This window comes from Halococcus dombrowskii, from assembly GCF_022870485.1.
GTDB classification, from domain to species: Archaea; Halobacteriota; Halobacteria; order Halobacteriales; family Halococcaceae; genus Halococcus; species Halococcus morrhuae.
The window spans coordinates 45,672-66,304 of the sequence record NZ_CP095007.1; the positions used below are offsets into that span (position 1 = coordinate 45,672).

At 56.2% G+C, this 20,633-nt stretch carries 16 protein-coding genes and 4 pseudogenes; 7 read left to right on the forward strand and 13 right to left on the reverse strand.

Translation table 11 applies throughout. From position 1 onward, the window contains the following. Positions 1-87: 87 nt before the first annotated feature. Positions 88-588 (reverse strand): winged helix-turn-helix transcriptional regulator, encoded by a 501-nt coding sequence (locus MUK72_RS16470; RefSeq protein WP_244706303.1) that lies wholly within the window; start codon positions 586-588, stop codon positions 88-90. A gap of 335 nt (positions 589-923) precedes the next feature. On the opposite strand from MUK72_RS16470, the gene MUK72_RS16475 reads away from it, so the two are divergent. Beyond that, positions 924-2,735: a transposase gene (locus MUK72_RS16475; protein ID WP_244706305.1), complete on the forward strand. Its 1,812-nt coding sequence runs from the start codon at positions 924-926 to the stop codon at positions 2,733-2,735. Positions 2,736-3,124: 389 nt separating this feature from the next. On the opposite strand, the gene MUK72_RS16480 is transcribed toward MUK72_RS16475, so the two are convergent. The 5 genes from MUK72_RS16480 to MUK72_RS16500 all read right to left on the reverse strand — a co-directional run bounded on the left by MUK72_RS16480 (position 3,125) and on the right by MUK72_RS16500 (position 8,233). After that, a complete protein-coding gene (locus tag MUK72_RS16480; RefSeq protein WP_244706307.1) occupies positions 3,125-3,835 on the reverse strand; it encodes a TMEM165/GDT1 family protein in 711 nt (236 codons plus the stop codon). Then, on the reverse strand, positions 3,832-4,527 hold the full coding sequence (locus tag MUK72_RS16485; RefSeq protein WP_244706309.1) for a metal-dependent transcriptional regulator: 696 nt from the start codon (positions 4,525-4,527) through the stop codon (positions 3,832-3,834). The genes MUK72_RS16480 and MUK72_RS16485 overlap by 4 nt, the downstream gene beginning before the upstream one ends. Positions 4,528-4,739: 212 nt before the next feature. Next, positions 4,740-7,070, reverse strand: coding sequence for a heavy metal translocating P-type ATPase (locus MUK72_RS16490; protein WP_244706311.1), 2,331 nt, complete (start codon positions 7,068-7,070; stop codon positions 4,740-4,742). A 64-nt stretch (positions 7,071-7,134) separates the two neighbouring features. Further along, positions 7,135-7,884 carry a helix-turn-helix domain-containing protein gene (locus MUK72_RS16495; protein WP_244706313.1) on the reverse strand — a complete coding sequence of 250 codons (750 nt, stop codon included), beginning with the start codon at positions 7,882-7,884 and terminating at the stop codon, positions 7,135-7,137. 64 nt (positions 7,885-7,948) lie between these two features. Beyond that, positions 7,949-8,233 (reverse strand): DUF7967 family protein, encoded by a 285-nt coding sequence (locus MUK72_RS16500; RefSeq protein ID WP_244706315.1) that lies wholly within the window; start codon positions 8,231-8,233, stop codon positions 7,949-7,951. A 296-nt stretch (positions 8,234-8,529) separates the two neighbouring features. Here MUK72_RS16500 and MUK72_RS16505 point away from each other — a divergent pair, with 296 nt between their 5' ends. After that, positions 8,530-9,837: an IS4 family transposase gene (locus MUK72_RS16505; RefSeq protein WP_244706317.1), complete on the forward strand. Its 1,308-nt coding sequence runs from the start codon at positions 8,530-8,532 to the stop codon at positions 9,835-9,837. Here MUK72_RS16505 and MUK72_RS16510 read toward each other — a convergent pair. Together MUK72_RS16510 and MUK72_RS16515 are read right to left on the reverse strand one after the other, a co-directional pair. After that, positions 9,817-10,134: a hypothetical protein gene (locus MUK72_RS16510; RefSeq protein ID WP_244706319.1), complete on the reverse strand. Its 318-nt coding sequence runs from the start codon at positions 10,132-10,134 to the stop codon at positions 9,817-9,819. The genes MUK72_RS16505 and MUK72_RS16510 overlap by 21 nt on opposite strands. 201 nt (positions 10,135-10,335) lie before the next feature. Continuing rightward, positions 10,336-10,516 (reverse strand): annotated as a pseudogene (locus MUK72_RS16515) (transposase); the annotation flags it as partial. A gap of 152 nt (positions 10,517-10,668) precedes the next feature. On the opposite strand from MUK72_RS16515, the gene MUK72_RS16520 reads away from it, so the two are divergent. The 3 genes from MUK72_RS16520 to MUK72_RS16530 all read left to right on the forward strand — a co-directional run bounded on the left by MUK72_RS16520 (position 10,669) and on the right by MUK72_RS16530 (position 12,335). After that, positions 10,669-11,091 carry a hypothetical protein gene (locus MUK72_RS16520; RefSeq protein ID WP_244706322.1) on the forward strand — a complete coding sequence of 141 codons (423 nt, stop codon included), beginning with the start codon at positions 10,669-10,671 and terminating at the stop codon, positions 11,089-11,091. Positions 11,092-11,235: 144 nt separating this feature from the next. Continuing rightward, positions 11,236-11,823 (forward strand): winged helix-turn-helix domain-containing protein, encoded by a 588-nt coding sequence (locus tag MUK72_RS16525; RefSeq protein ID WP_244706324.1) that lies wholly within the window; start codon positions 11,236-11,238, stop codon positions 11,821-11,823. Beyond that, positions 11,820-12,335, forward strand: coding sequence for a PIN domain-containing protein (locus tag MUK72_RS16530; RefSeq protein ID WP_244706326.1), 516 nt, complete (start codon positions 11,820-11,822; stop codon positions 12,333-12,335). The genes MUK72_RS16525 and MUK72_RS16530 overlap by 4 nt, the downstream gene beginning before the upstream one ends. On the opposite strand, the pseudogene MUK72_RS16535 reads toward MUK72_RS16530, so the two are convergent. Beyond that, a pseudogene (locus MUK72_RS16535) lies at positions 12,331-12,581 on the reverse strand (IS5/IS1182 family transposase); the annotation flags it as partial. The gene MUK72_RS16530 and the pseudogene MUK72_RS16535 overlap by 5 nt on opposite strands. 67 nt (positions 12,582-12,648) lie before the next feature. Between MUK72_RS16535 and MUK72_RS16540 the strand changes: the two are divergent. Further along, positions 12,649-13,431 (forward strand): ABC transporter ATP-binding protein, encoded by a 783-nt coding sequence (locus MUK72_RS16540; protein ID WP_244706328.1) that lies wholly within the window; start codon positions 12,649-12,651, stop codon positions 13,429-13,431. 99 nt (positions 13,432-13,530) lie between these two features. On the opposite strand, the gene MUK72_RS16545 is transcribed toward MUK72_RS16540, so the two are convergent. Next, positions 13,531-14,499 (reverse strand): IS1595 family transposase, encoded by a 969-nt coding sequence (locus MUK72_RS16545; RefSeq protein ID WP_244706330.1) that lies wholly within the window; start codon positions 14,497-14,499, stop codon positions 13,531-13,533. A 454-nt stretch (positions 14,500-14,953) separates the two neighbouring features. Here MUK72_RS16545 and gdhB point away from each other — a divergent pair, with 454 nt between their 5' ends. After that, the gene (gdhB, locus tag MUK72_RS16550) at positions 14,954-16,252 is read left to right on the forward strand and encodes a glutamate dehydrogenase GdhB (RefSeq protein WP_244706332.1); all 1,299 of its coding nucleotides are present in this window, start codon (positions 14,954-14,956) and stop codon (positions 16,250-16,252) included. A 356-nt stretch (positions 16,253-16,608) separates the two neighbouring features. On the opposite strand, the pseudogene MUK72_RS16555 reads toward gdhB, so the two are convergent. From MUK72_RS16555 to MUK72_RS16570, 3 genes and pseudogenes are all read right to left on the reverse strand, one after another. Continuing rightward, a pseudogene (locus MUK72_RS16555) lies at positions 16,609-16,899 on the reverse strand (IS4 family transposase); the annotation flags it as partial. 445 nt (positions 16,900-17,344) lie between these two features. Then, a pseudogene (locus MUK72_RS16565) lies at positions 17,345-18,495 on the reverse strand (ISH3 family transposase). A gap of 729 nt (positions 18,496-19,224) precedes the next feature. Further along, positions 19,225-20,466 (reverse strand): Zn-dependent hydrolase, encoded by a 1,242-nt coding sequence (locus tag MUK72_RS16570; protein WP_244706335.1) that lies wholly within the window; start codon positions 20,464-20,466, stop codon positions 19,225-19,227. Between the last annotated feature and the right edge of the window lie 167 nt (positions 20,467-20,633).

A 20,633-nucleotide genomic window follows, 5' to 3' on the forward strand; every position in this document is an offset into this window, starting at 1 on the left:
TGTCGGTTCGCTGTTCGTTCAAACACCGATAGGACCCTTACCGTCGTTCGAGTATCCGCGATTAGACAGCAATCGACACCAAAAATATCACCGTTCAATACTTTCAAGATCATCGAAAACAGCGCTCTTGACCTGTGAATCCAACGGACTGAACTCTACATCTGGATTCATATTAACGTCCGGATCCTCGACTTGCTTGGAGTATTCCTCGGCTTTTTCCGCTAACGCCGCGTCCAAGCTCTCGGTCCACTCCACCAGCTCCTCTGACCCTTCCGCGAAGAGTTCCTCGACAGTTCGCAGTCTCTCGTACGTTCGCGGGAGACCCAACTTTCTCATCTCATTCTGGATTTGCTTTCCTGTCTGTGTTGTTCTGTAAACGGTTTCGGGAGAGCTCGCCTCGGGGTTGATCGCGACGGTAATGAGACCGAGTTCCTGGGCCTCGCTGAGGCGCTTCGAGAGGGTCGAATGGCTCACGTTGATCTCGTCATCGAGATCGGTGAATCGGCCCTGGAAGTCCCGTCGATCTGCGATACACAGCAATTCAACCGCCCCTTTTCTCTCGAAAAACGCCGCAAATGAGGTGTTCATCGGTTCAGTTTTATAGTCCGTTACAGAGCGGAATATAACCCTTAGTCTGCTCGGAATTGGAGTGTCGTCAAGCTTTACATTCAATTCGCGGCACAGGTTCAAGTCGGCGCAGGGGCTACCACAAGACAGATTCGACGCGCTACAAGCGGAAATCGGAAATCGCGCCCGGATACATATGCTCTGATTTGGAGTACAAGAATCCCACCACAACCATCAACTCATGTTCGAATCAGAGCCGTGCGAGAAAGTCGAGAGTCAGGCCCAGCAAAATCGCGGTTTCAGCCGGTCCAGAGTGGTAAATCACAGCACCCCACCGATTAGGAGGCGGGTGACCGATGACTGACGAGACCGCCATCCCCGACGATCTCCGCGGGCAGGCCGTCGAGATGCTGGTTTCAGAAGCGGAATCGGAACTCGAAACCGCCGATACGCTCGCCCAGGCGCTGCGTCATCTCGTCGTCCCGGAGACGTTCGCCACGGATCGCTACCATCCAGACGAAACCACTACGTCGGCTATGGAGAGCGCTCGACAGGAGGAGGGAGATGTTCAGAAGACCAACACGGAATTCCCGTTCGGAGCGATGGTCAAGCTCATTCTTTACCGCAAGGTGAAGGATGTCTCCGATAACTACCTCTCGGACCTCCTGACGATGCGTCCCCATCTTCAGCGATGGTTCGGCGTGAATCGAGCACCCACCCAACAGACGTTCTGGAATACGTGGAACGACCGCTTCTCCCCACAGACCCAGCACTCGATCGAGGTGGTTGCACGAGCTATCGCAACTGCCGCCGTCGACGAGGGAGTGATCCGCGAAGCACTCGCTCCGCATAATCTCACCGACGAAGACACCGACGACGACGGCACGCCAAAGCGGGAGTACAAGCGCGAGCAGAGCAACAAAACGTTCGAGCTCGTCAAGAAACACGCGATTCCGCACTTCGAAACCGGCCGGGCAGACAACAAAAAACACTCCGATCGGGCCATCTTCGAGATGCACGGTCGAATGTGTGCGACGGAGACCGCTGCCTACACCGAAGGCGAGGTCGGATGGCTCACCGACGACGACTACATTCCGGATGGAGCAACGTTTATGCGTGCGGTCAAGCAAGTCGGGCAGACATATCACGGACACCAACGGAAGCAGGCTGCACTCTCCGACTTCGAAGAGCTGGAACTTATGGAGCAGATCGCCGTGATACGGGATGACGTCACCCGAGGATTCGATACAGCAACCGAAAACGTCATCAGCTCGATCGAGGGCGAGAACGTGTTCGACGATCGAGTGAACATCGCCGCAATCGACATCACCACCGAACAGTTCCATCCGACTCCATGGGAAGACAAGGACGCAGGCATCGCCAAAGAGGACTTCCCGCCGATGGTCAGCGGGTACAAAGAGAACAAGCAGACGAAACGCGGATACAAGTACGCGACGATCACGCTTGCCGGTAACGTTCCGCCGATCATCCTCGGGGTCGAGCCGGTCAAACACCGCTCGGGCTGGGAAGCAGACGACGCACCATTTCACTCGAACCACGAAATCGTCGATCGGCTGTTAACGAAAGCACAGCAACTCGTCGACATCGACATCGTGTTGTACGATCGCGGGCTCCGAGGCGATGAGGTCGATTGCGTGGTCGAAGAGCACGGACTCACCTACGTCGCACCCATGCAGCAGTACGCTGGCGAGTTAGAGGATATCGAGAGCATCCAGGAGCATCCAACAGCCGACGGCGCAGTCAAGCATAACCAAGAGGTGAGTGCCGAGGTCGGCGAGGATCACGAGGCCGAACAGATCTATGTTCCCTCGCGGAATGACGATGAAGACGGCGACTACGCGATATTCGTCACGAACCACGGTCACGTCGAGCCGGACGAGATCCACCACTGGCCGAATATTTATCGGCGGCGGTGGGACATCGAAAACCAGTTCAAGTCGATCAAGAACTTCTTCCCCCGAACGTCTTCGACTGACTTTCGGACACGATTCCACAACTTCGTGTTCGCAGCGCTGGTCTACAACCTCTGGAGACTGACGGATTTCCTGGTGAAAGTCGCCATGGACAAAGACATCCGATCGCAGCCGGTACTGACGGCGAAGACGTTCTGCCGCGCGCTCGGGGAATTCTTCAAGGAATACGGGTAAGAGTCCTCGCGGTTTTCGGGTCCACACGGCGGTGAGCGACAGCTGTTTTCCTCGGTCGATAATATCTACCTATTTTAATTGGATATAAAATAATACAACGAAAGTGACTTCTATCTGAAGTCGATCGACGGAACAACGCCGGTTCAAGTATCATATTTCAGCTACAAACACCCGGTTTTCGTTTGTAGATCCCCCAAATGCGAGATCTCAGAAGATGAGACTACAGCCGGTACAGAAGGCCAGTGATGCACGATATTAGACTGAAGTCAGGCAGGTAGATTGCTCATGCACGACTGGGTTCGAAATCAACACTGTCAAAAAATCTCAAGTTATTGACATAATGAATTCGTGTAGCCGATCTCTGGTTCAGGAGATTCTTCGGTGGCGGGTCAGATGAGTTCTCCGGCAATACCTGAGACGGTTTCGACGAACGTTCCCCAGATCGAGAATCCTGTGAACACTGCAAGGAAGGTGTCGAACGCGAAAAAAGCGAACAGTGCCACACCGGCAAGATGTGCCTTCCGGATATCGACCCGGTGAGAGAATCGATGAAAGAAAAACGCATTAGCGAGGCTCACGGGAATGATAGCGAACATCTCGCCCACCCAGATAGCCGAGGTTGCGCCATACTGGGCGGCAAGACCAATGGTCACGAGCTGAGTTTTGTCACCGAACTCACCAGCAGCCATCAACAGGAAAATCGGGACGAACCCGCCGAACGACTCCGAGAGGTCGCGCCCAAACACTGTCGGCGCGTCGATGGTCGGCGCGATCCCCGCAACCCCGCCGTCGGTCTGCCGAGCGACCTCCTCCGGATTGTTCTTCTCAGGAATCGACCGGTACAGCAGCACGGCGAATAGGAGGAACAGACACCCCGTTAGGACGTTGAGGACCGTCGGAGAAAGCGCGGCTTGCAGCGCCCGTCCAGCGAGGATTTCGAGAGCGGTCCAGCCTGCGAACGCCAGTCCGGCGGCGCTAACGACGAGCAACGGCCTGTACCGCGTCGAGAGACCGGCGATGATGTACTGTACTTTTTCGCCCGGCAGCACCGCCAACTGCGCGACGAAAGCGATCACCACGATTTCCAGCCATCCCGTCACGCGCCGCTCACCTCGGTTGAAGGGGAGTCGGTCGATTTAATCCGGGAGACGCGAATCGACTTGGCGATTCCTTGTGGAAGGCTCTGCTCGCCGCTATCGCTGCGTACCGTCACCATGCCGAACGGGGCGATATCAACGATGTCGAGTTCAGTGCCCGGCGTGACACCAGCGCGTTCGAGGTAGGCAAGATCTTCGTGGTCACGGTCGCGCACTCGGGTGACCTGCACATGCGCGCCTTCTTCGTAGTCGCTGAGGCGGTTGTTCTCGTTCTCGACCAGCGGGTCGAGGTCAACGCTGGGAATGGGATCACCGTGCGGGTCCACCTCGGGGTCGCCAAGTGCCTGGGCGACGCGGCGCTCGAAGGTTTCGCTGATGTGGTGTTCGAGCGCGTCGGCTTCTTCGTGGACCTCACTCCAGTCGTACCCTAACTGTTCGGCGAGGTATGCCTCAAGCAGACGGTGGTGACGCACGACTTCGAGTGCGACCGTCTCACCTTCATCTGTGAGGCAAACACCCGTGTATTTTTCGCGTTCAAGCAGGTTCCGCTCAGTCAATCTCTCGATCATACTGGAGACCGTTGGTCGGGTGACGTCTAGATACTCCGCTATCCGGGAGGTCGAAACTGGTGTCTCTCCAGCCCGTTCGAGTGAGTAGATCGCTTTGAGATAGTCTTCCATCACGTCGCTCGGCATGCTCCGGATTAGAGTCGGCTAAACTTTTATATCTTATCTTCTAACGAAGGAGTGGTTCACAGGAAAACGTAGAGCGCTATTATCAAATTTCTGTGTTCAGACGACTATACGGGCGGCAAGAGTGCCAAAATGTGCTTGTATCTCCACCTTTGTCTCAGTATCAAGTACTCTCACTTACCTTCTCAGCATATTCTGGCCTCGATAGTCAACGGCTATTCCGTGTTGAAAATTTCAGGCTGAATTCGAGAGAGACGCAGCGCATTCCCCGTTACACCGAGGCTCATCCCCATGTCGCCGACGACGACCGCAAGCGCGACGCTCACGTAGCCGAGTGGCACCCCAACCGCGAGCAGCGCTTTCGCACCGAGGCTCACCCAGATGTTCTCTCGGATGACGCCGTTCGCCTTGTTTGAGAGCGCATACAGGTAGGGGAGTTTCGAGAGATCGTCACCCATCAGCGCGATGTCGGCCGTTTCAAGTGCCGTATCCGTTCCGGCCGCCCCCATCGCAACCCCGACAGTCGCGGTCGCAAGCGCCGGTGCATCATTTACTCCATCGCCGACCATTGCGATGTCACCGTACTCATCACGGAGTTCGTCGATTGCCTCAACCTTCTGATCAGGGAGGAGTTCCGCACGGTACTCGTCGACACCGACTTGCTCGGCAATCGCTTGGGCCGTTCCCTCGTTGTCACCTGTGAGCATCACGACGCGGTCGACGCCCAACTCATGCAGGCGCTCAACGGTACGCTGCGAGGTTGAACGAACTTCATCTGCAATTGCGATGGCACCCACTACGTCCGTTTCCGTCCCCACGAGGACGACTGTTCGCCCCTCCTCCTCAAGTCCGGCGAGCACATGGTCCGCGTACTCGCTCTCCTGTGCCTCCAGACCAGAGTCCGCAGCGACGTCTTCTAGCACGGCCCCACCGTCGGTCGCGCGGCGAGCTTGTGGGACGTCGAATCCGAGTTCCTCGAACAGTGCAGGCTTGCCGACAAAGTAGGTCTCTCCGTCGATTGTGGCTCGAATACCTTTTCCAGTCAAACTCTCGAAGTCAGTGGGGGTTGGAAGATGAGTCACGTCGTCCTCATCGGCACGGGCGAGGACCGCCTCAGCAATCGGATGTTCACTTCGCTGTTCCACTCCTGCACCGTATCGGAGAACATCTGACTCGCTATGGTTTCCGAACGGAATGATGTCGGTGACAGAAAGTTCGCCCCTCGTGAGCGTCCCGGTCTTGTCCATCGCGATAGCATCGACCTCACCCATCGCTTCGAGGTGGTTACCGCCCTTGATCAGCACGCCGTTCTTCGCAGCACTCGTGATCCCGGAAACGACCGAAACAGGTGTCGAGATGACGAACGCGCATGGGCACGCGATGACGAGCAGGGTCAACCCGCGAATGAACCATGTCTGCCACGGCCACCCGAGCGCGAGTGGCGGCACCGCCGCTGTGAGGATCGCCAGCACGACGACTGCGGGCGTGTAGTACCCTGAAAACCGATCCACGAACTGCTCTTTCTCCGTTTTCTTCTCCTGAGCGCCCTGTACCATCTCGATGATCCGTGAAAGCGTCGAATCGCCCGCTGTCGAGGTGACCTCCACTTCAAGATAGCCCTCCTCGTTGATACTTCCAGCATACACTTCTTCACCCACGGACTTGTCGACAGGCACGCTCTCGCCAGTGATCGGGGATTCATCGACCGCACTTTCTCCGTCCACAACTGAGCCGTCGAGTGGAATCTTGTCGCCGGGGCGGACGATGACGGTCTCACCCACCTCAACGTCTTCGGCTGGCACGGTCACCTCGTCGCCATTCCGGCGGACGGTGGCCTCATCCGGCGAGAGTTCCATCAATTCACGGAGGGAGTTCCGTGCCCGGTCCATCGCGTAATCTTCGAGCAGTTCCGCGATACTGAACAGGACGGCAAGCGTCGCGGCTTCGACGAAGTAGCCGATCCCGGTGGCAGCGATGATCGCCGTCCCCATCAGAAGGTCGATGTCGAGACTCAGATTCCGTGCTGAGTAGTATCCCCCACGAACGACAGGATACCCGCTGATGGCGATCGCGACGAGAAACAACCCATCCGCAAGCGTGAGCGAATAGCCGAGAAGGGTCGCAACCTCAGGGTTCTGTCCGGCAAGGACGAACTCGAAGAGGAGCCCGAGCACGACAAATCCCGCTCCAATCCACGTTTTGATAGCGCGCGAACTCGTCCAAATCTCCGACGGAGGTGCAATTTCCATGCCATCGGCGGATTCTTCGTCAGCACCGTCTTCGCCGCCGACGACATCATAGCCTGCGCCCTCGATGGCTGCAATCACGTCGGCCTCGGCAGCACGGTCTGAATCATAGGTCACCGTGGCTGTGCCCGTGGTGGGTTGGAGGGCGGTGTCAGTGATCCCGTCGACGCGCTGGAGACTCTTGTCTACTTTCTGCGCACAGGAGGGGCAGTCCATCTCCGGAACAGTGAGCCGGACGGACAACTCTCGCGCCTGCCCACCGTCGTTTTCCCGCTCCGCTGCGTCTACGATTTCGGTCATCACTACGAGATAGGGCAGTCAACTCGATAAGCGTTAGTTGGAACATTCCAATTTTGGGGCTAAATCAGAGCGGCGTCGATGGCTCGTCTGGCAGCTGCTCGCGAGCGACGTACCGCTTTGCCAAGTGTTCCTCCGCTCGCCGGAGTCGGTAGGTAAGCGTCGACCGTGGCGCGTCAAGATGTTCAGCCAACTCAGACACATCGACCTCCCGTGGTGACTCGTAGTAACCGTGTTCGACGGCGGCCTGGAGAGCCGCTTCCTGTTCTGGTGATAACTCAGTCGCACTGCTGTCTCTGTTGCTCGGCGGTGTCGAGGCAGCTGCCGTTCGGAGCATCTCCATCTGCGCGCAGTCGCCGACGGCAGTTTCAAGCTCGTTGAAGAACCCACTCACATCTCCCTCGCCGGAGTGGATGATGCGCCAGGTATAGTGACGACTCTCGTGGCGCGTATCGAACAGCAAGCCGTCACCGAGGTGATCGCGTGCGATGTGCGGGATGGACGAACAGAGGGGAGTGCGCTCCCAGTACGAGTAGAGAACGAGTGTGTCGTCGGTATGATCGAGAACCTGTGTACTCTGAGTAGCGTCACAGTCCTCGGTGGCAAGACAGTCCGCGTAGTAATCGCTGTTGAGAAAGGCATTTTCGATGTCAGCGAGAGCGTCGGGCGTCCCCGTGGCGTGATCGACACGCCAGAGACGCTCCTCAGTAACGTGTAGCGAGAGCGATCGAATCGAAGCATCTGGATGGTCAGCGAGAATATCAGCTACCCGGTTGCAGTCGGGTTCGTATTTGAGGGCAAAGACGAGCTCGCGCATAGGTTCCGATAGGCACTACAGAGCCATAACAGGTGGTTTACTCTGTTAGATTCGACCAGTTGGATCAGATCACGTCGTCGGGATCGTGCGTTTCCTGCATCCGCTGTGCCTCGGCGGCGTACTGCTCTTGGAGGTCGGGATCATCGACAGTGCCGAGATTATTCGGTTCAGCATTGACAGCCGCTGTGGTATCGCGCACGTCGGTGAAGGAGGTGAGTGCCCGCTCTTTCCGGTAGTATTGCTCACCGTCGGGGGTCGCATAAGTGAGGATGATCAAATTCTGCTCATCGTCAGAGTAGGTGCGTTCAACCAGCCACACACTTGTATGGCCGTCCAATTGATCCGACATATTGTCCGGTTCTCGCTCCTAGGGGTTAAGTGGTAGAAATCACGTAATCGACTACCTGCACTGACAGTACGAAAAACAGTAGTTTTCCATACCGATACGAAAACCCCCGTTCTTGGTATGCTCAATCGCGGTACGGTTAGGACGTCCGAGCACGCCGTGCAAATCGTCGCCTACATCCGCGTTTCGACTGTCGGTTCTGTATCGGGATAATCCATCCGTCTTTAGCTAAGAGACAAACCGCATGACTGCGGCTGGAAGCGAAGTCGGTTCATGAACCGAGTGAGGAGGAGTTCGGTGTGACTCCAGAACCCTCCTCGGATCGAATTGAACGCCGGCTCACTACGCTCTTTCCATCGACTGCGCTTGAAGACCACGCCGAGGCAGTCGGCGTGGTCGAACGCGACGGCAAGTTCCAGGTTCCAGCGATGGTCTGGGCGTTCGTGTTCGGCTTCGCCGCTGGCGAGAGCCGAACACTCGCCGCGTTCCGTCGTGCCTACAACGCTACTGCCGACAAGACGCTCTCGCCTGGTGGTTTCTACCAGCGGCTGACACCGCTGTTCGCCGCGTACCTCCGCGACCTCGTCGAGTTCGCGCTCGACGAGGTCGCCGTCCCGCACACGGTCAGTGACGAGCTCGATCAATTCAGAGACGTGATGATCGCCGATGCAACCGTTCTGCGGTTACATCGGTTCCTGAAGGAGCAGTACCAGGGACGACGCGAGGAGCAGGCTGGAGCGAAGCTCCACCTGCTCCACAACGTCACCGATCGAACCATCGAGAAGCTCTCTATCACTGGCGAACGTCCCCACGACAGCACCGAATTCAAAACGGGATCGTGGCTGAAAGGACGGTTGCTGATTCTCGATTTAGCATACTTCAAGTTCCGTCGCTTCGCTCGGATCGACGAGAACGGCGGCTACTTCGTGAGCCGTCTCAAGCGGAACACGAAGCCGGAGATCGTCGCAGAACTGCGCGAATGGCGCGGACGCGCCATTCCGCTGGAAGGCGAGCAGATCTTCGATATCGCGGATGATCTCCACCGCAAATACGTCGACGTCGAGGTTGAGGTGGAGTTCAGACGCGGACCATACGCGGGGACGCGGTCGTGGGATACGAAGCGGTTCCGCGTCGTCGGCGTCCGCAACGAGGACGCCGACGACTACCACTTCTACATCACGAACCTGCCGAGAAAGTGGTTCTTGCCGGCGGATATAGCGACGATGTACCGTTGCAGGTGGGCGGTGGAGTTGCTGTTTCGCGAGCTGAAGACGCAGTACGAACTCGACGAATTCGACACGAGCAACCCTGCGGTAGTGGAGATTCTGCTGTATGCGGCGGTACTGACGCTGTTGGTGAGCCGTGAGCTGTTGGAGTTGGTGATCGAGCACGCGGACGATGACGCGGTGTTTCCACCGGAGCGCTGGGCGGCGACCTTCCGGTCGCACGCCCAGCGAATCCTCAAGCGACTCAGCGATTACCTCGGCTACTCGCCACCACCGTTGTTAGAGCGGATGATCGCCGACGCACAGAAGATCCATCAACAGCGCCCAGTCCTCCAAGAACGGTTCGCTACCGCCGCTCAATCAACTACAGGAATTAGCTAAAGACGAATGTTGTAACGGGATGAACACAAGAAACCAGAGAAATACCCCGCTACCAAAGTTAGTTGCTGGTACTGCCGAACCGTCAAATACAACACCAATACCGAAGATTACGGCTAAAGAGAGGACGATCAAGAGGCCAATATCGCCCATCCCACTATCTTGAAACCAACTGCTGATTCGGCATCCGATGGCTGTTCTCGAAACAGGTCCAAATGCAATCGCTGTCAGAACAAATCCCGCTATAACCCACCGCCAGACCCAAGCGATGGTTGTGTCAAATCGATAGCTGATCAGCATTATTGCGGCGGTAATCCAAATGAAAACAGTCCCCCACGTCGGAGCTTTATTCGGAAGCCACGCTGAAAGTATCGATGTGGGCATAGTGGGCGTAATGGTATGAGAATGCAGATTGTTAAGTTTGCATACTTCATCTAGATTCAACCATTGGCGGCTGCCATCTGCTCATGTATACTGGACACGCTTTGCTATTCATCGTCCGTATTCGTCAGTCAGGGCCACGTGGACGAGCAGATCAACTGCTCGCCAGATTGAATACAGCAAGCACGCGAACACGAAGTGAAAATTGCAGTACGAAACTCTTCGACGTCGTTGCTGGCATGAAACGTTTGATCGATTTGTAGCCGCTCTCGGTCCCCCAGCAATAGCTGTATTCGCGAATCGCATCAACCGGTGCGCTCGCGGTGCTCGTCATAGTTGGATCTCCCGCTGCTCGTCTGTGGCCGATACGCAGCAGCCGGCGTGATCGGTGTATTCCCGAATGCTCTCAGCGGAAAGAATTATCCATAAGACACGTCTACGAACAATAAGACCATGGATGTATCGAGACTTTCAGTCCTGCTTCCACCCCGACCACCCAGCAGAGTAGATCTTTTCGCGGTAGTGTTGGCTTTCATCGTATTGACAACAGACTATCTCCCCAACCAAGATCCGGGTTCTGGAATCGCTTGGCCGGTAGCAGTAGCGACATTCGTTCTCGGAGTGCTTATCGCCGGCCCTGGTGCGAGGTCGCCACTGGGCAGATCCCTTGCACAGTGGCTCGAGGACATCGGGTATGCCGGCCGATTGCTCGTTATGGGGGGTGCTATGATCATAGTGGCGACCGTTTTCTCTATATTCCCGATACCTGAACAAGTCATCAACGGCTTCTTCATCGGGACACTTTCAAGCGTTGTCGTCACCGTCTCAGTGAATTATCTCCACGCGAAAACAATTGGCAGGTCGAACACGGTGTAATTGCAAATTACAGACACCGGAAGTAACCGATGGATTCGAACTTCGGCATGGGACCATGCATTAGGAGTACCACTCTCAACATCCGTGAGCCGACCGACAGACTTATTCCAGATTATGCATAATCTGTAAACACGCGCTTCAACTATGTCACGGACAGCTTCACGGCAGGAAGGGGAGATCGTTCGCGATTTCCTCTCTATCGCTGATCTCCTCGAACAGCCCCAGCTCGCTCGTGTCTATGATTTCTTCTACCGGGAGGGTGAAGCAACTGCCAGCGAGCTCATCGACGAGCTGGATCTCGCACAGGGGACCGCCTACAACTACATCAATCAGCTCACCGATGCTGGTGTTCTCACTCCTACAGCAGACGGTCAGCCACAGCGGTACGCAGCCGTTGAAATCGAACTCACACTGACCACCAACGACGATCGTGAGTACACCATCTCGCCCGCCCTGATCGCCGCAGTTGCGCGTCGACCAACCGACGACACCATCGATTCGTATATCGATCGCCACGGCGTGCACGGACTCGCAACCGCGCTTTCCCACACTATCGCCCGTGAGCAGGGCGAAACTACCCATCGTCTCGTCGCCGACGATCTCGATATCTCCGAGCTCGAAGCTGAATTGATTCTCCAGGCACTTCGGCCGATCGTTCACGGTCACTTCTCGCTCGATGATTCTGGTGCGTCGCTGGCAGACGTTGTTGATGACGAAAACCCCGACGCGTGAGCGCTCTCCACATCGCGGATACAGGATTTTTCGTTGCACTCGGAGATTCGTCGAACGAGCGTTATCAGCGAGTGCGGACCTTCGCCGAGCGCAACCAGATCACCTTCGTCGTCCCGAAACGGATCTACGCGGAGTTGACCGGGGCTGAGGATAGCGAGATCAGTGAAACGGAAGCAGTTCCGATCGATTCTGCTATCGACGATGGCTGGGTTCGCATTGCTGACTCATTGGACTACGCGACTCCAGTCGTCTCGAAGACGATGGATGGTATCCAACGATACATCGCGAACGCTGACGATCGCCCAGCCGATGAGGTCGAACGAGCCGATCCCGCCCTTGGAGGACTTGCCGCACAGGCACTCAATTCGGAAAACACGGCTCATGCCTACATCTACACGACCGATATTGCTGCCGGCGAGGGTGCAAAAACTGTGCTCGCGAGCGAAGGCTACGATGACGCAGTAACATTCGTCAACGGCTTCAGATTCATTGACGATCTAGTGTCCATTTGAGGTAGTGAGTTGATGTCTGGTGACGGTCGAAGTAGGTGGGATCGATCGCGGCGTGACCGGTCTGGGTGAGCTGCTCCGTCGAGCGGCGGAACAGCTCTCCCCAGATGCTTATCAGAGCCCGTGAACGCCTTGCACAGCGTCGAAGGTGCGGGAAACCCCTCCTGCGCTGAAGGCCCAATAGAAACCGAATACGCTCCATTTCTTCGCCCAATCGATGATCCCCCTGTACTCGACATCCGTATGCTCGCTGCCGTTTGCGGATTCAACTGAGTCGTAACATCAACAATCACTGGTGATTCATCATACGCTACGAATGAGCGCAATTGACACCACTGACTTGACGAAACGTTACGAAACCACCCTCGCCGTCGACGAACTCTCACTCACCATCCCCGAAGGGACCGTCTATGGGTTTCTCGGGCCCAATGGAGCGGGGAAAACCACGACAATGCGAATGCTGACCGGTCTTACTCGGCCGACAAGTGGGACCGGATCTATCGCTGATGTCTCGATCACAGACCGTGACGATCTTCGCCCGCAGATCGGCTACCTCCCCGAAGAACCACCACTCTATGAACAGGCGACTGCCAACGAACAGCTCGAATATGCTGCCGGCCTTCGTGACCTTCCCGAGAAATCGACACGACAGCGCATCGACGAACTGCTTGATGCGCTTAATCTCACTGCTGATGCCTCGACCCGGATCACTGACTACTCAAAGGGGATGAAACAGAAAACCGCCTATATTCAGGCTGTCCTGCACGAACCGGACGTCGTCTTCCTTGATGAGCCTACCTCGGGACTTGATCCACGTGCTGCTCGTACACTTCGCGAAATGATTCGTGATCTTGCCGATGCTGGAACCACCATATTCCTCTCGACGCATATTCTCCCGGTCGTCGAAGAGGTCGCTGACACTGTCGGGATTCTGTACGATGGCTGTCTCGTGGCCGAAGACACACCCGAAGAACTCACCCAACGCGCAGAAACCAGCCAAACTGGGACCCTCGAAGATGCGTTCCTTGAACTCACTACTGATGGTTCGGATGCAATCGATTCTGCGGACGACACTGGAGTTGAGGTGACGAATGGCTGAATTAGGGTGGATACGTCACGCCTTCGCTATCGGTATTTTCGAGTTTCGGCGATCAGTCCGAGCACTCTGGAACGACAAAGCTCGCCGCTCTTGTGTAGATTAGCGGAATGCATTGACGGCGACACAATCGATGAGGCTGTGGATCGGTGCCCCAACGAGATTCAGGGACCGGAGAAGTCCGAAGGTATGAGCGGCCTGCTCCAAGCCCTGCTTGGACAGGCCGCGGAATTTCGCCAGCCACGGCTGCACTAACGACCAGAGGCACTCGACCTGATTCGTGTGGACACCTTCGTCTGAGACGTACTCATCGTCGTGGACAACGGTTCGATGCTCGTGTTCCATCTGCTGATACGCGGGAAGTTCGTCGGTCCAGATCTCTCCCAGCGGCTGGGAGAGATCGCCTGCTTCCTCAATCACTGGCCCGAGGTTCTCGTCGTATTTCGACCCCTCTTCGGCTGAGATCACCTGGAGCACGTCGCGGCAGGCCGCGACGAGCGTCATCTCATCGCCCTGCTCTCCTGTCCATCGCGCCCGTCCGGGTCCAGGGGACCCGCCGCGGGACAGTCCGTCCCGCGGTGGGTTCTGGCCTTTGAACCCCGAGCACACCCGCTGCGTTTCGTCCACCTGTGTCGGCCCAGCAATCGTGTGCTCGATGCGTTCCCAAACAGTCGGGAAACCGTGAGCGAACGCGGTTTCCACGTCGCTAATTGCCTCGAAGACGGTTTTGTAGGCGCGGTCAAGCAGCGGTGCGATTTGGTTGATGCTGAGGAGGGAATCAGCGTAAAGGACGAAGGCGACGAGGAACTCGCCGGGGGCGAGTTCCGAGTCATAGAAGGGTGTGCCGCGGGTGTAGGTGGTTTTCCAGTCACAGCGGCCACACCAGATACGGGCCGAACCATCGAGAGCGTGGAGGGCGTCGGCGTCACAGTTCGGGCAGGTACGGGTGGTCCAGATGGCTTTGAGTCGCCGCTCGACGATGGCGTCGAGCGGCTCCGGCCGAAACTCTATTGCTCCGAGGTCAACGAGTTGCTCAAGCATTCCGCCGAGAGCAGCGCGTTCATTAGTCATGTACGACTGCTGTCGGCGGGATGCCGTAATCTCCGTGACTCGGTTCCGCTACGCTACACAAGAGCGTTGGCAATTTTCCGATATTTCTTCGCGTGTTGTCGCAAACGTTCCATACCGCAAGAAGGCGTCCAATTCCCCTGAACTCAGCGGGAGAATCGCCAGACGGAACCGGCGATCAACAGAGCAAGATTGAAGGATGTTCGTCTAACGTACGAAACCAAGTAATCAGACAGCGCTCCCACGTCAAGTGGCATCGACATACCATAACTATTATTAACACAGTATACAAAGTCGAATGTGTGTCCAATCACATTGGTAAATGAATGAACGTAAGAAAGGCACCGAGTGCAATGTTCGGTGATAAGTATCACACGAATCAGCCGATGTTTTACTAGTGTCAAAATTATTGAAATTGCCTATACTAGTAGAATCATTTACCACACCGCATCAGTCAATGTCTTCAAACACAACACCCCAGACCGATCGCACCGAATCGAGAGACCAGTCGGACGATTCCGAATCGGCCCTGCAGACGGTCGTCGATCAGCTGTCGGAGGTAGCAGACGAGATCGATCTCGATCCGAACGTCGTCGAGCGACTATCCCATCCCAACAGCGTCTACGAGGTCACGGTTCCGATCGAGCGAGACGACGGCTCGATCGAGGTGTTCACCGGCTATCGTGCACAACACGACAGCGTTCGCGGTCCGTATAAGGGTGGATTACGTTACAACCCGTCGATCACGAGGGACGAATGCGTGGCCCTCTCGATGGCGATGACGTGGAAGTGTGCGGTGATGGATATCCCGTTCGGCGGGGCGAAAGGTGGCGTGCAGGCGAACCCGAAGGAGTTGAGCGAGCGCGAGCACGAACGACTCACCCGACGGTTCACCCACGAGATCGGCGACATCATCGGGCCGATGACGGACATCCCCGCACCGGATATGGGAACCGACGCCCAGACGATGGCGTGGATCATGGACGCATACAGTACCAACGTCGGCGAAACCAAGCCCGGTGTCGTGACCGGGAAGCCGATGTCGATCGGTGGCAGCGAGGGGCGTGAGGGTGCGCCGGGACGCAGCGTCGCGCTGATCGCTCGAAAGGCCGCCGAACACTACGACTGGTCGCTCGACGATACGACGATCGCCGTGCAGGGGTTCGGCAGCGTCGGGGCCAAAGCAGCCCGATTGCTCGACGACTGGGGTGCTGACATCGTCGCGGTCAGCGACGTGAAAGGCGTTCGGTACGAACCGGACGGGATCGACACCATGGCGGTCCCGTCGTTCGAGGAGGAACCGGAGGCCGTTACCGACGATGCCGACGAGGTACTGGCACCCGAGCAGCTGTTCGAACTCGATGTCGACATGCTCGTTCCGGCAGCGATCGGGAACGTCATCACGAAACAGAACGTCCACGATATCACGGCCGACCTCATCGTCGAGGGGGCAAACGGGCCAACGACCCACGCGGCCGATGCGATCCTCGAAGAGCGCGATATCCCCGTGCTCCCGGATATTCTGGCGAACGCCGGCGGGGTGACGGTGAGCTACTTCGAGTGGCTACAGGACATCAATCGTCGGGCGTGGTCGAGCGAGCGCGTCAACAACGAACTCGATCAGGAGATGCACGCGGCGTGGGACGACGTCCGAACGGAGTTCGAACAGTGGTCCGTCTCGTGGCGTGACGCCGCCTACATCGTCGCGCTCTCGCGCATCGGTGCCGCGTACGATGCGCGCGGACTGTGGCCGTAGGAGCCATTAAAATTGCTGAAATTTCACTAGGGCTGGCACTGACTCTATGAGAATCCTGCTCAAGTCTCCCAAGCGTGAAGTACGAGAGGGAGTGTAAAGGTCACAACTAGTAGAGGTAGTTCCCGACTGTGACTGACCGATTACCACTGGTTATTGCCTAAGCTCAGAATGAGCGTTCAGAGCGAAGTCTGACCAGCTGATCTTCGTAGAATTCCTCAAAAATAGAGAACGAAGAGACGAAACGAGAACGATATTGCTAAAGTCAACTGAATCCAGGTTGGTTTCCTTTCAGAAACGCGCCGAATTGGGAGCGTTGCCACTCAACGCGATGCTTTCCCGGCTCGGCTGACGGTCCGTCAGCCGAGCCGGATCGTCGCCAGTTCACCCGCGTTGGTCAGATCTGGATCAACAGTTCCACGAGCCACTCGCTCTGTGAGCGCGTGGTGATTCATATTCCGGTCAATCGCTCCCTCGATGATCGCTAACCCGGGATCCTACGAATAACCGAACTGCTGGGCTAATGTCTCCAGAACATCGGTTCCGTACCACTGCCGTCGCTTCGAAAACGACATCGGTTGCGTTTCGGTTTCTTCTTCTACAGAGCCACAACAGGCAGATCCGAGCCCTGCTCGTATCTGCCGCAGCACGAGGATGCGGCCGACGCAGTCGGGCGCGTCCTTGATCTTGTCGAAGAGCTTCCGTTCGAGGTCGATGCGATCCTCGCTGATCGTGGCTACTACCAAGAGCGCGTCATTCGACGCGCTCGAGCTACCGCTCCTGTCGTTCTCCCAGTCGTGAAGAAGGGCGAACGGCTGCGCGACCAACTCGACACGCATGCCTCTTACTGGACCAAATCCGCGATGTACAAGGGCAAAGAGCGGGAACTTCGGTTCCCGTACGCAGTCTCAGTACCTCACAAAGTTCGTCGGCCGACTGCTTCTGAGATGTGATTTCGGTAGAGAAATCGGTGTCGAGCAACTGCTGGAAAGGACGATTCGACATGGAGAGCATCGAGCCTGTCGCAGTCGGCGGCGGAACGCCGCCGACGTGACGGCGTTGCCACTCGACAGGAGGGCGGTTCTGATCGGTGGATTAGCGCTTGAAGCGCTCGTCAGGTGGCTTGTTCGTGGGGACGCCCGACGTACGTCGAGGGCCGTCCACGCTGCCCGCGTCACCATGCGGATGAACCCCTCAAACGTCCATTCCCACAGGCGATGCCCGCCACGGCGGGGCGTCGCCACGTACTTCCAGTACAAATACCGCCAGGCGTTCTGGAAGAGCAGACTGATCACAACGAACAGCAGCCGTTGCGTCGGATCAATCGTTGTCTTCTCCGCGAGGCGATAGCTCGATTCGATGCCGAACCGGCGGCTGTAGTAGGTCCGCGCCTGTGAGAGCGTCTCGATGAACGGCACGTCCACGGCGTAGCCGTGACGCGCCACGCCGTGCTCGTCGTACTGACCGTTCTGGTACGTACAGTCGATATAGACAGGGAATTCAACGGTCCATTCGTGACCGTCGAATCCAGTTTCGAGGTCGTGAGTGATGGTCCGACTCCATCCCTGACGAAGCTCCGTCTTGATCGCTGCTCCCCACTTGATGATCGGGACGACGTAGGCGTAGTTGTACACATGCAGCAGCGTGAGACACTTGCCGTCGTAGAATTCTGAATCGAGATAGACGGCCTTAACCTCGGGATCAAGGCCTTCAAGAAGACCGAGGAATTCCGCGAGGACACTGCTGGTGGTGTCGCCGTCTCGAAGACGGCGCATCGTCAGCGTGTAGCGTTTGTTCCGGACGCGCGCGTAGAGAGTGGCGTAGGCGTGGAACGCGGTCGTGCCACGTTCGGCTTCGGAGTGGTAGAGTTCCTCAGTCTCGTCTTCATCACCGTAGTAGGGCCGCAGGTGGAGATCGGCAATGACCTCCACCTGCTCGGGAAGAAGTTCGAGCACGTCGCATTGGAGCAGGAGATTGCCGACGGAAGCAACGTCGTTGAGATCGAATTTCGCACAGAGATGGTGAAAGACGTCAGTCCCGGAGGGAGCGTCTTCGCTATGCCTGCAGAGCGAGGAGATGGAGGTCCCGTCGGCGCACGCGCCGACGAGGACCTCGAAGATGTCAGCAGGATCGATTTCAGCGTTCTCGCCGAGAGTGAGGGAGAACGCACCAGTGAGAATGTTGACGAGGAAATTAAGGAGTTGGTTCTCGTGGATTACGTCGTCTGCTTGCTGTTTCGAGGTCACATCTCCAGCAAGCAGACGTTGCCACTAACCGGCTTTGCGAGGTACTGAGTGGCTGGTCCACAAGCTCCGGCCACGCGCTCGCAGCGACGAGCACGTGTTCGACCTGCACGAAGCGGGTAAGTTGGATGAGCTACGCGAATATCTCGAAGAAGAGTACGAAACCGCGTACGAGGAGATAGTGGCAACGCTCAGGGAAGAGCATTCAGCATTCTAGGACGAAGAGGCGGAGGAGTTCACCGGGCCAGTGAGTGCGAATGCGATAGAGAGCGGCAATTGGCGGCTGAAATACGGTCTCGGGGTTCCGTACGCGCGGTGCCGTGCGGCACGCGTGCGTACATCGACTGTTGGCGCTGCGGGATTCGCTGTCGACGTTTGCGAACGGCGAACCGGCGGAGAGCTTCGATCACCGTCACGGTTCGTTTAGCTTTGATCAGGTGTTAGGAGAATCTTCATCACGGTTGCTCTCACCGCGAGAGGAAGATCAAATGGTTCAGGCGGCGGCGTAGAAATCGGAACACGGAATCAACAGGTAGTGCCAGCACTTCACCCGCGTACTCCTCACCACCAGTATCACTACGAGGTGGTTTGAAGATGTTCCAGCAATCAATTTGGATGATGTATTGTCACTTTGTAAACAGGCTTAATTTTTCTTAGATATATTGGATGGAGTATCATCCAGATTTTTCACTGCTCTTCGCTCCAAATTTGAGCTGGTTGGATCCTGAGTTTTCATAGACTATTTTCTGTAGCAAGATTGAGTGCAGCGTTGGCTAAGGTATTCGCTGCTGTGTAGCAGTGATCCCATGTGGTAAATTCCTCTTCGGTATGACTTTTACCGTTTTCGCTCACAGCAAAAACCATCGATGTATCCATTATATCTGCAGCGTGGGTTGCGTCGTGTCCGGCACCGCTAAAGATTCGCATTGCGTCATACTCTAATTCTTCCGCTGCGTTTTCGACTGCATTGATGTTTGTCTCGTCGAAATCCACAGACGGTGCACGCATTCTTTCTTCCCATTCCCAGTCAAGACTCTCGCGTTCGGCTGCTGCTTCTGCTTCAGCTAGTACACGATTGAATGCTTCATCGATAATCTCGTCGCTCGGATCACGAAACCCCCATGTGAAGGTGACTTCACCGGGTATCGTATTGATTGAATTTGGCTGTACATCCATGTGGCCGGTTGATCCCACGGTTCGTTCCCCCAGCATGTTTGGAAGACGGCGGATTTGCGTAATTACATCGGCAGCGCCAGCGAGAGCATCCTTTCGGTAATGCATAGGTGTTGGGCCAGTATGATCTGCCTCTCCATAGTAAGTAACTGCACCCCAGGTAAACCCGACAATACCGGTAACGATGCCAACATCTTTTCCTTTCTCCTCTAGATATGGCCCTTGCTCAATGTGAAGTTCGAGATAACCTTCATAATCTTCAGACGGTTCTGCACTGGTCTCTCCTTTGTAACCAATACGCTCCAATTCATCTTCAAAACGGACACCCTCTTCGTCGGTTTTGTTGTATTCCTCATAGAGATCGTGGTTACCAGCCCAGACACCACTTCCCTGCATAGCCGGTTGATAGCGCGACCCTTCTTCGTTTGTCCAGTTAACGATCTCAATCGGATGCTCAGTTATGATGTCTTCGTCGTTGAGTGTCCGAATGAATTCGAGTGCTGCAACAACGCCGAGTGCACCGTCATAAATCCCGCCGTATGGTTGGGAATCAAGATGCGAACCAACAAGAACTGCCCCTTTCTCAGCATTGCGTCCTTCTCGCCGGCCGAACATATTCCCAAATTCATCGACGCGAATCTCCAACCCTTCTGCTTCCATCTGTTTGTAGAACCAATCTCGTACCTCTTTGTCTTCGTCAGAGAGGGTGAGTCGGTAGAGCCCGCCATTTTCTGTACTCCCAATTTGTGCCTGCTCTTTCATCGTTCCTTCAAGCCGATCTTGGTCAATATTGACGACCATGCTTACGTGATTTCGCCACAACTATTAATAAGTTTGTCCATGTTTCTCACTGTTCGTCTAGATCTTTCCCTTATCTCTTCAGATAGTATCTAATTGTCGAGTAGTTTATTCGTTTTTAGCTAAGAACGGAACCGCATGACGGCGGCTGGAAGCGAAGTCGATTCATG

What these genes read in the sequence shown, in the direction of transcription:
- MUK72_RS16470 (WP_244706303.1), bottom strand. Translation starts at nt 588, where the DNA reads ATGAACACCTCATTTGCGGCGTTTTTCGAGAGAAAAGGGGCGGTTGAA.
- MUK72_RS16475 (WP_244706305.1), top strand. Translation starts at nt 924, where the DNA reads ATGACTGACGAGACCGCCATCCCCGACGATCTCCGCGGGCAGGCCGTC.
- MUK72_RS16485 (WP_244706309.1), bottom strand. Translation starts at nt 4,527, where the DNA reads ATGCCGAGCGACGTGATGGAAGACTATCTCAAAGCGATCTACTCACTC.
- MUK72_RS16490 (WP_244706311.1), bottom strand. Translation starts at nt 7,070, where the DNA reads ATGACCGAAATCGTAGACGCAGCGGAGCGGGAAAACGACGGTGGGCAG.
- MUK72_RS16495 (WP_244706313.1), bottom strand. Translation starts at nt 7,884, where the DNA reads ATGCGCGAGCTCGTCTTTGCCCTCAAATACGAACCCGACTGCAACCGG.
- MUK72_RS16500 (WP_244706315.1), bottom strand. Translation starts at nt 8,233, where the DNA reads ATGTCGGATCAATTGGACGGCCATACAAGTGTGTGGCTGGTTGAACGC.
- MUK72_RS16510 (WP_244706319.1), bottom strand. Translation starts at nt 10,134, where the DNA reads ATGCTGATCAGCTATCGATTTGACACAACCATCGCTTGGGTCTGGCGG.
- MUK72_RS16520 (WP_244706322.1), top strand. Translation starts at nt 10,669, where the DNA reads ATGGATGTATCGAGACTTTCAGTCCTGCTTCCACCCCGACCACCCAGC.
- MUK72_RS16525 (WP_244706324.1), top strand. Translation starts at nt 11,236, where the DNA reads ATGTCACGGACAGCTTCACGGCAGGAAGGGGAGATCGTTCGCGATTTC.
- MUK72_RS16540 (WP_244706328.1), top strand. Translation starts at nt 12,649, where the DNA reads ATGAGCGCAATTGACACCACTGACTTGACGAAACGTTACGAAACCACC.
- MUK72_RS16545 (WP_244706330.1), bottom strand. Translation starts at nt 14,499, where the DNA reads ATGACTAATGAACGCGCTGCTCTCGGCGGAATGCTTGAGCAACTCGTT.
- gdhB (WP_244706332.1), top strand. Translation starts at nt 14,954, where the DNA reads ATGTCTTCAAACACAACACCCCAGACCGATCGCACCGAATCGAGAGAC.
- MUK72_RS16570 (WP_244706335.1), bottom strand. Translation starts at nt 20,466, where the DNA reads ATGGTCGTCAATATTGACCAAGATCGGCTTGAAGGAACGATGAAAGAG.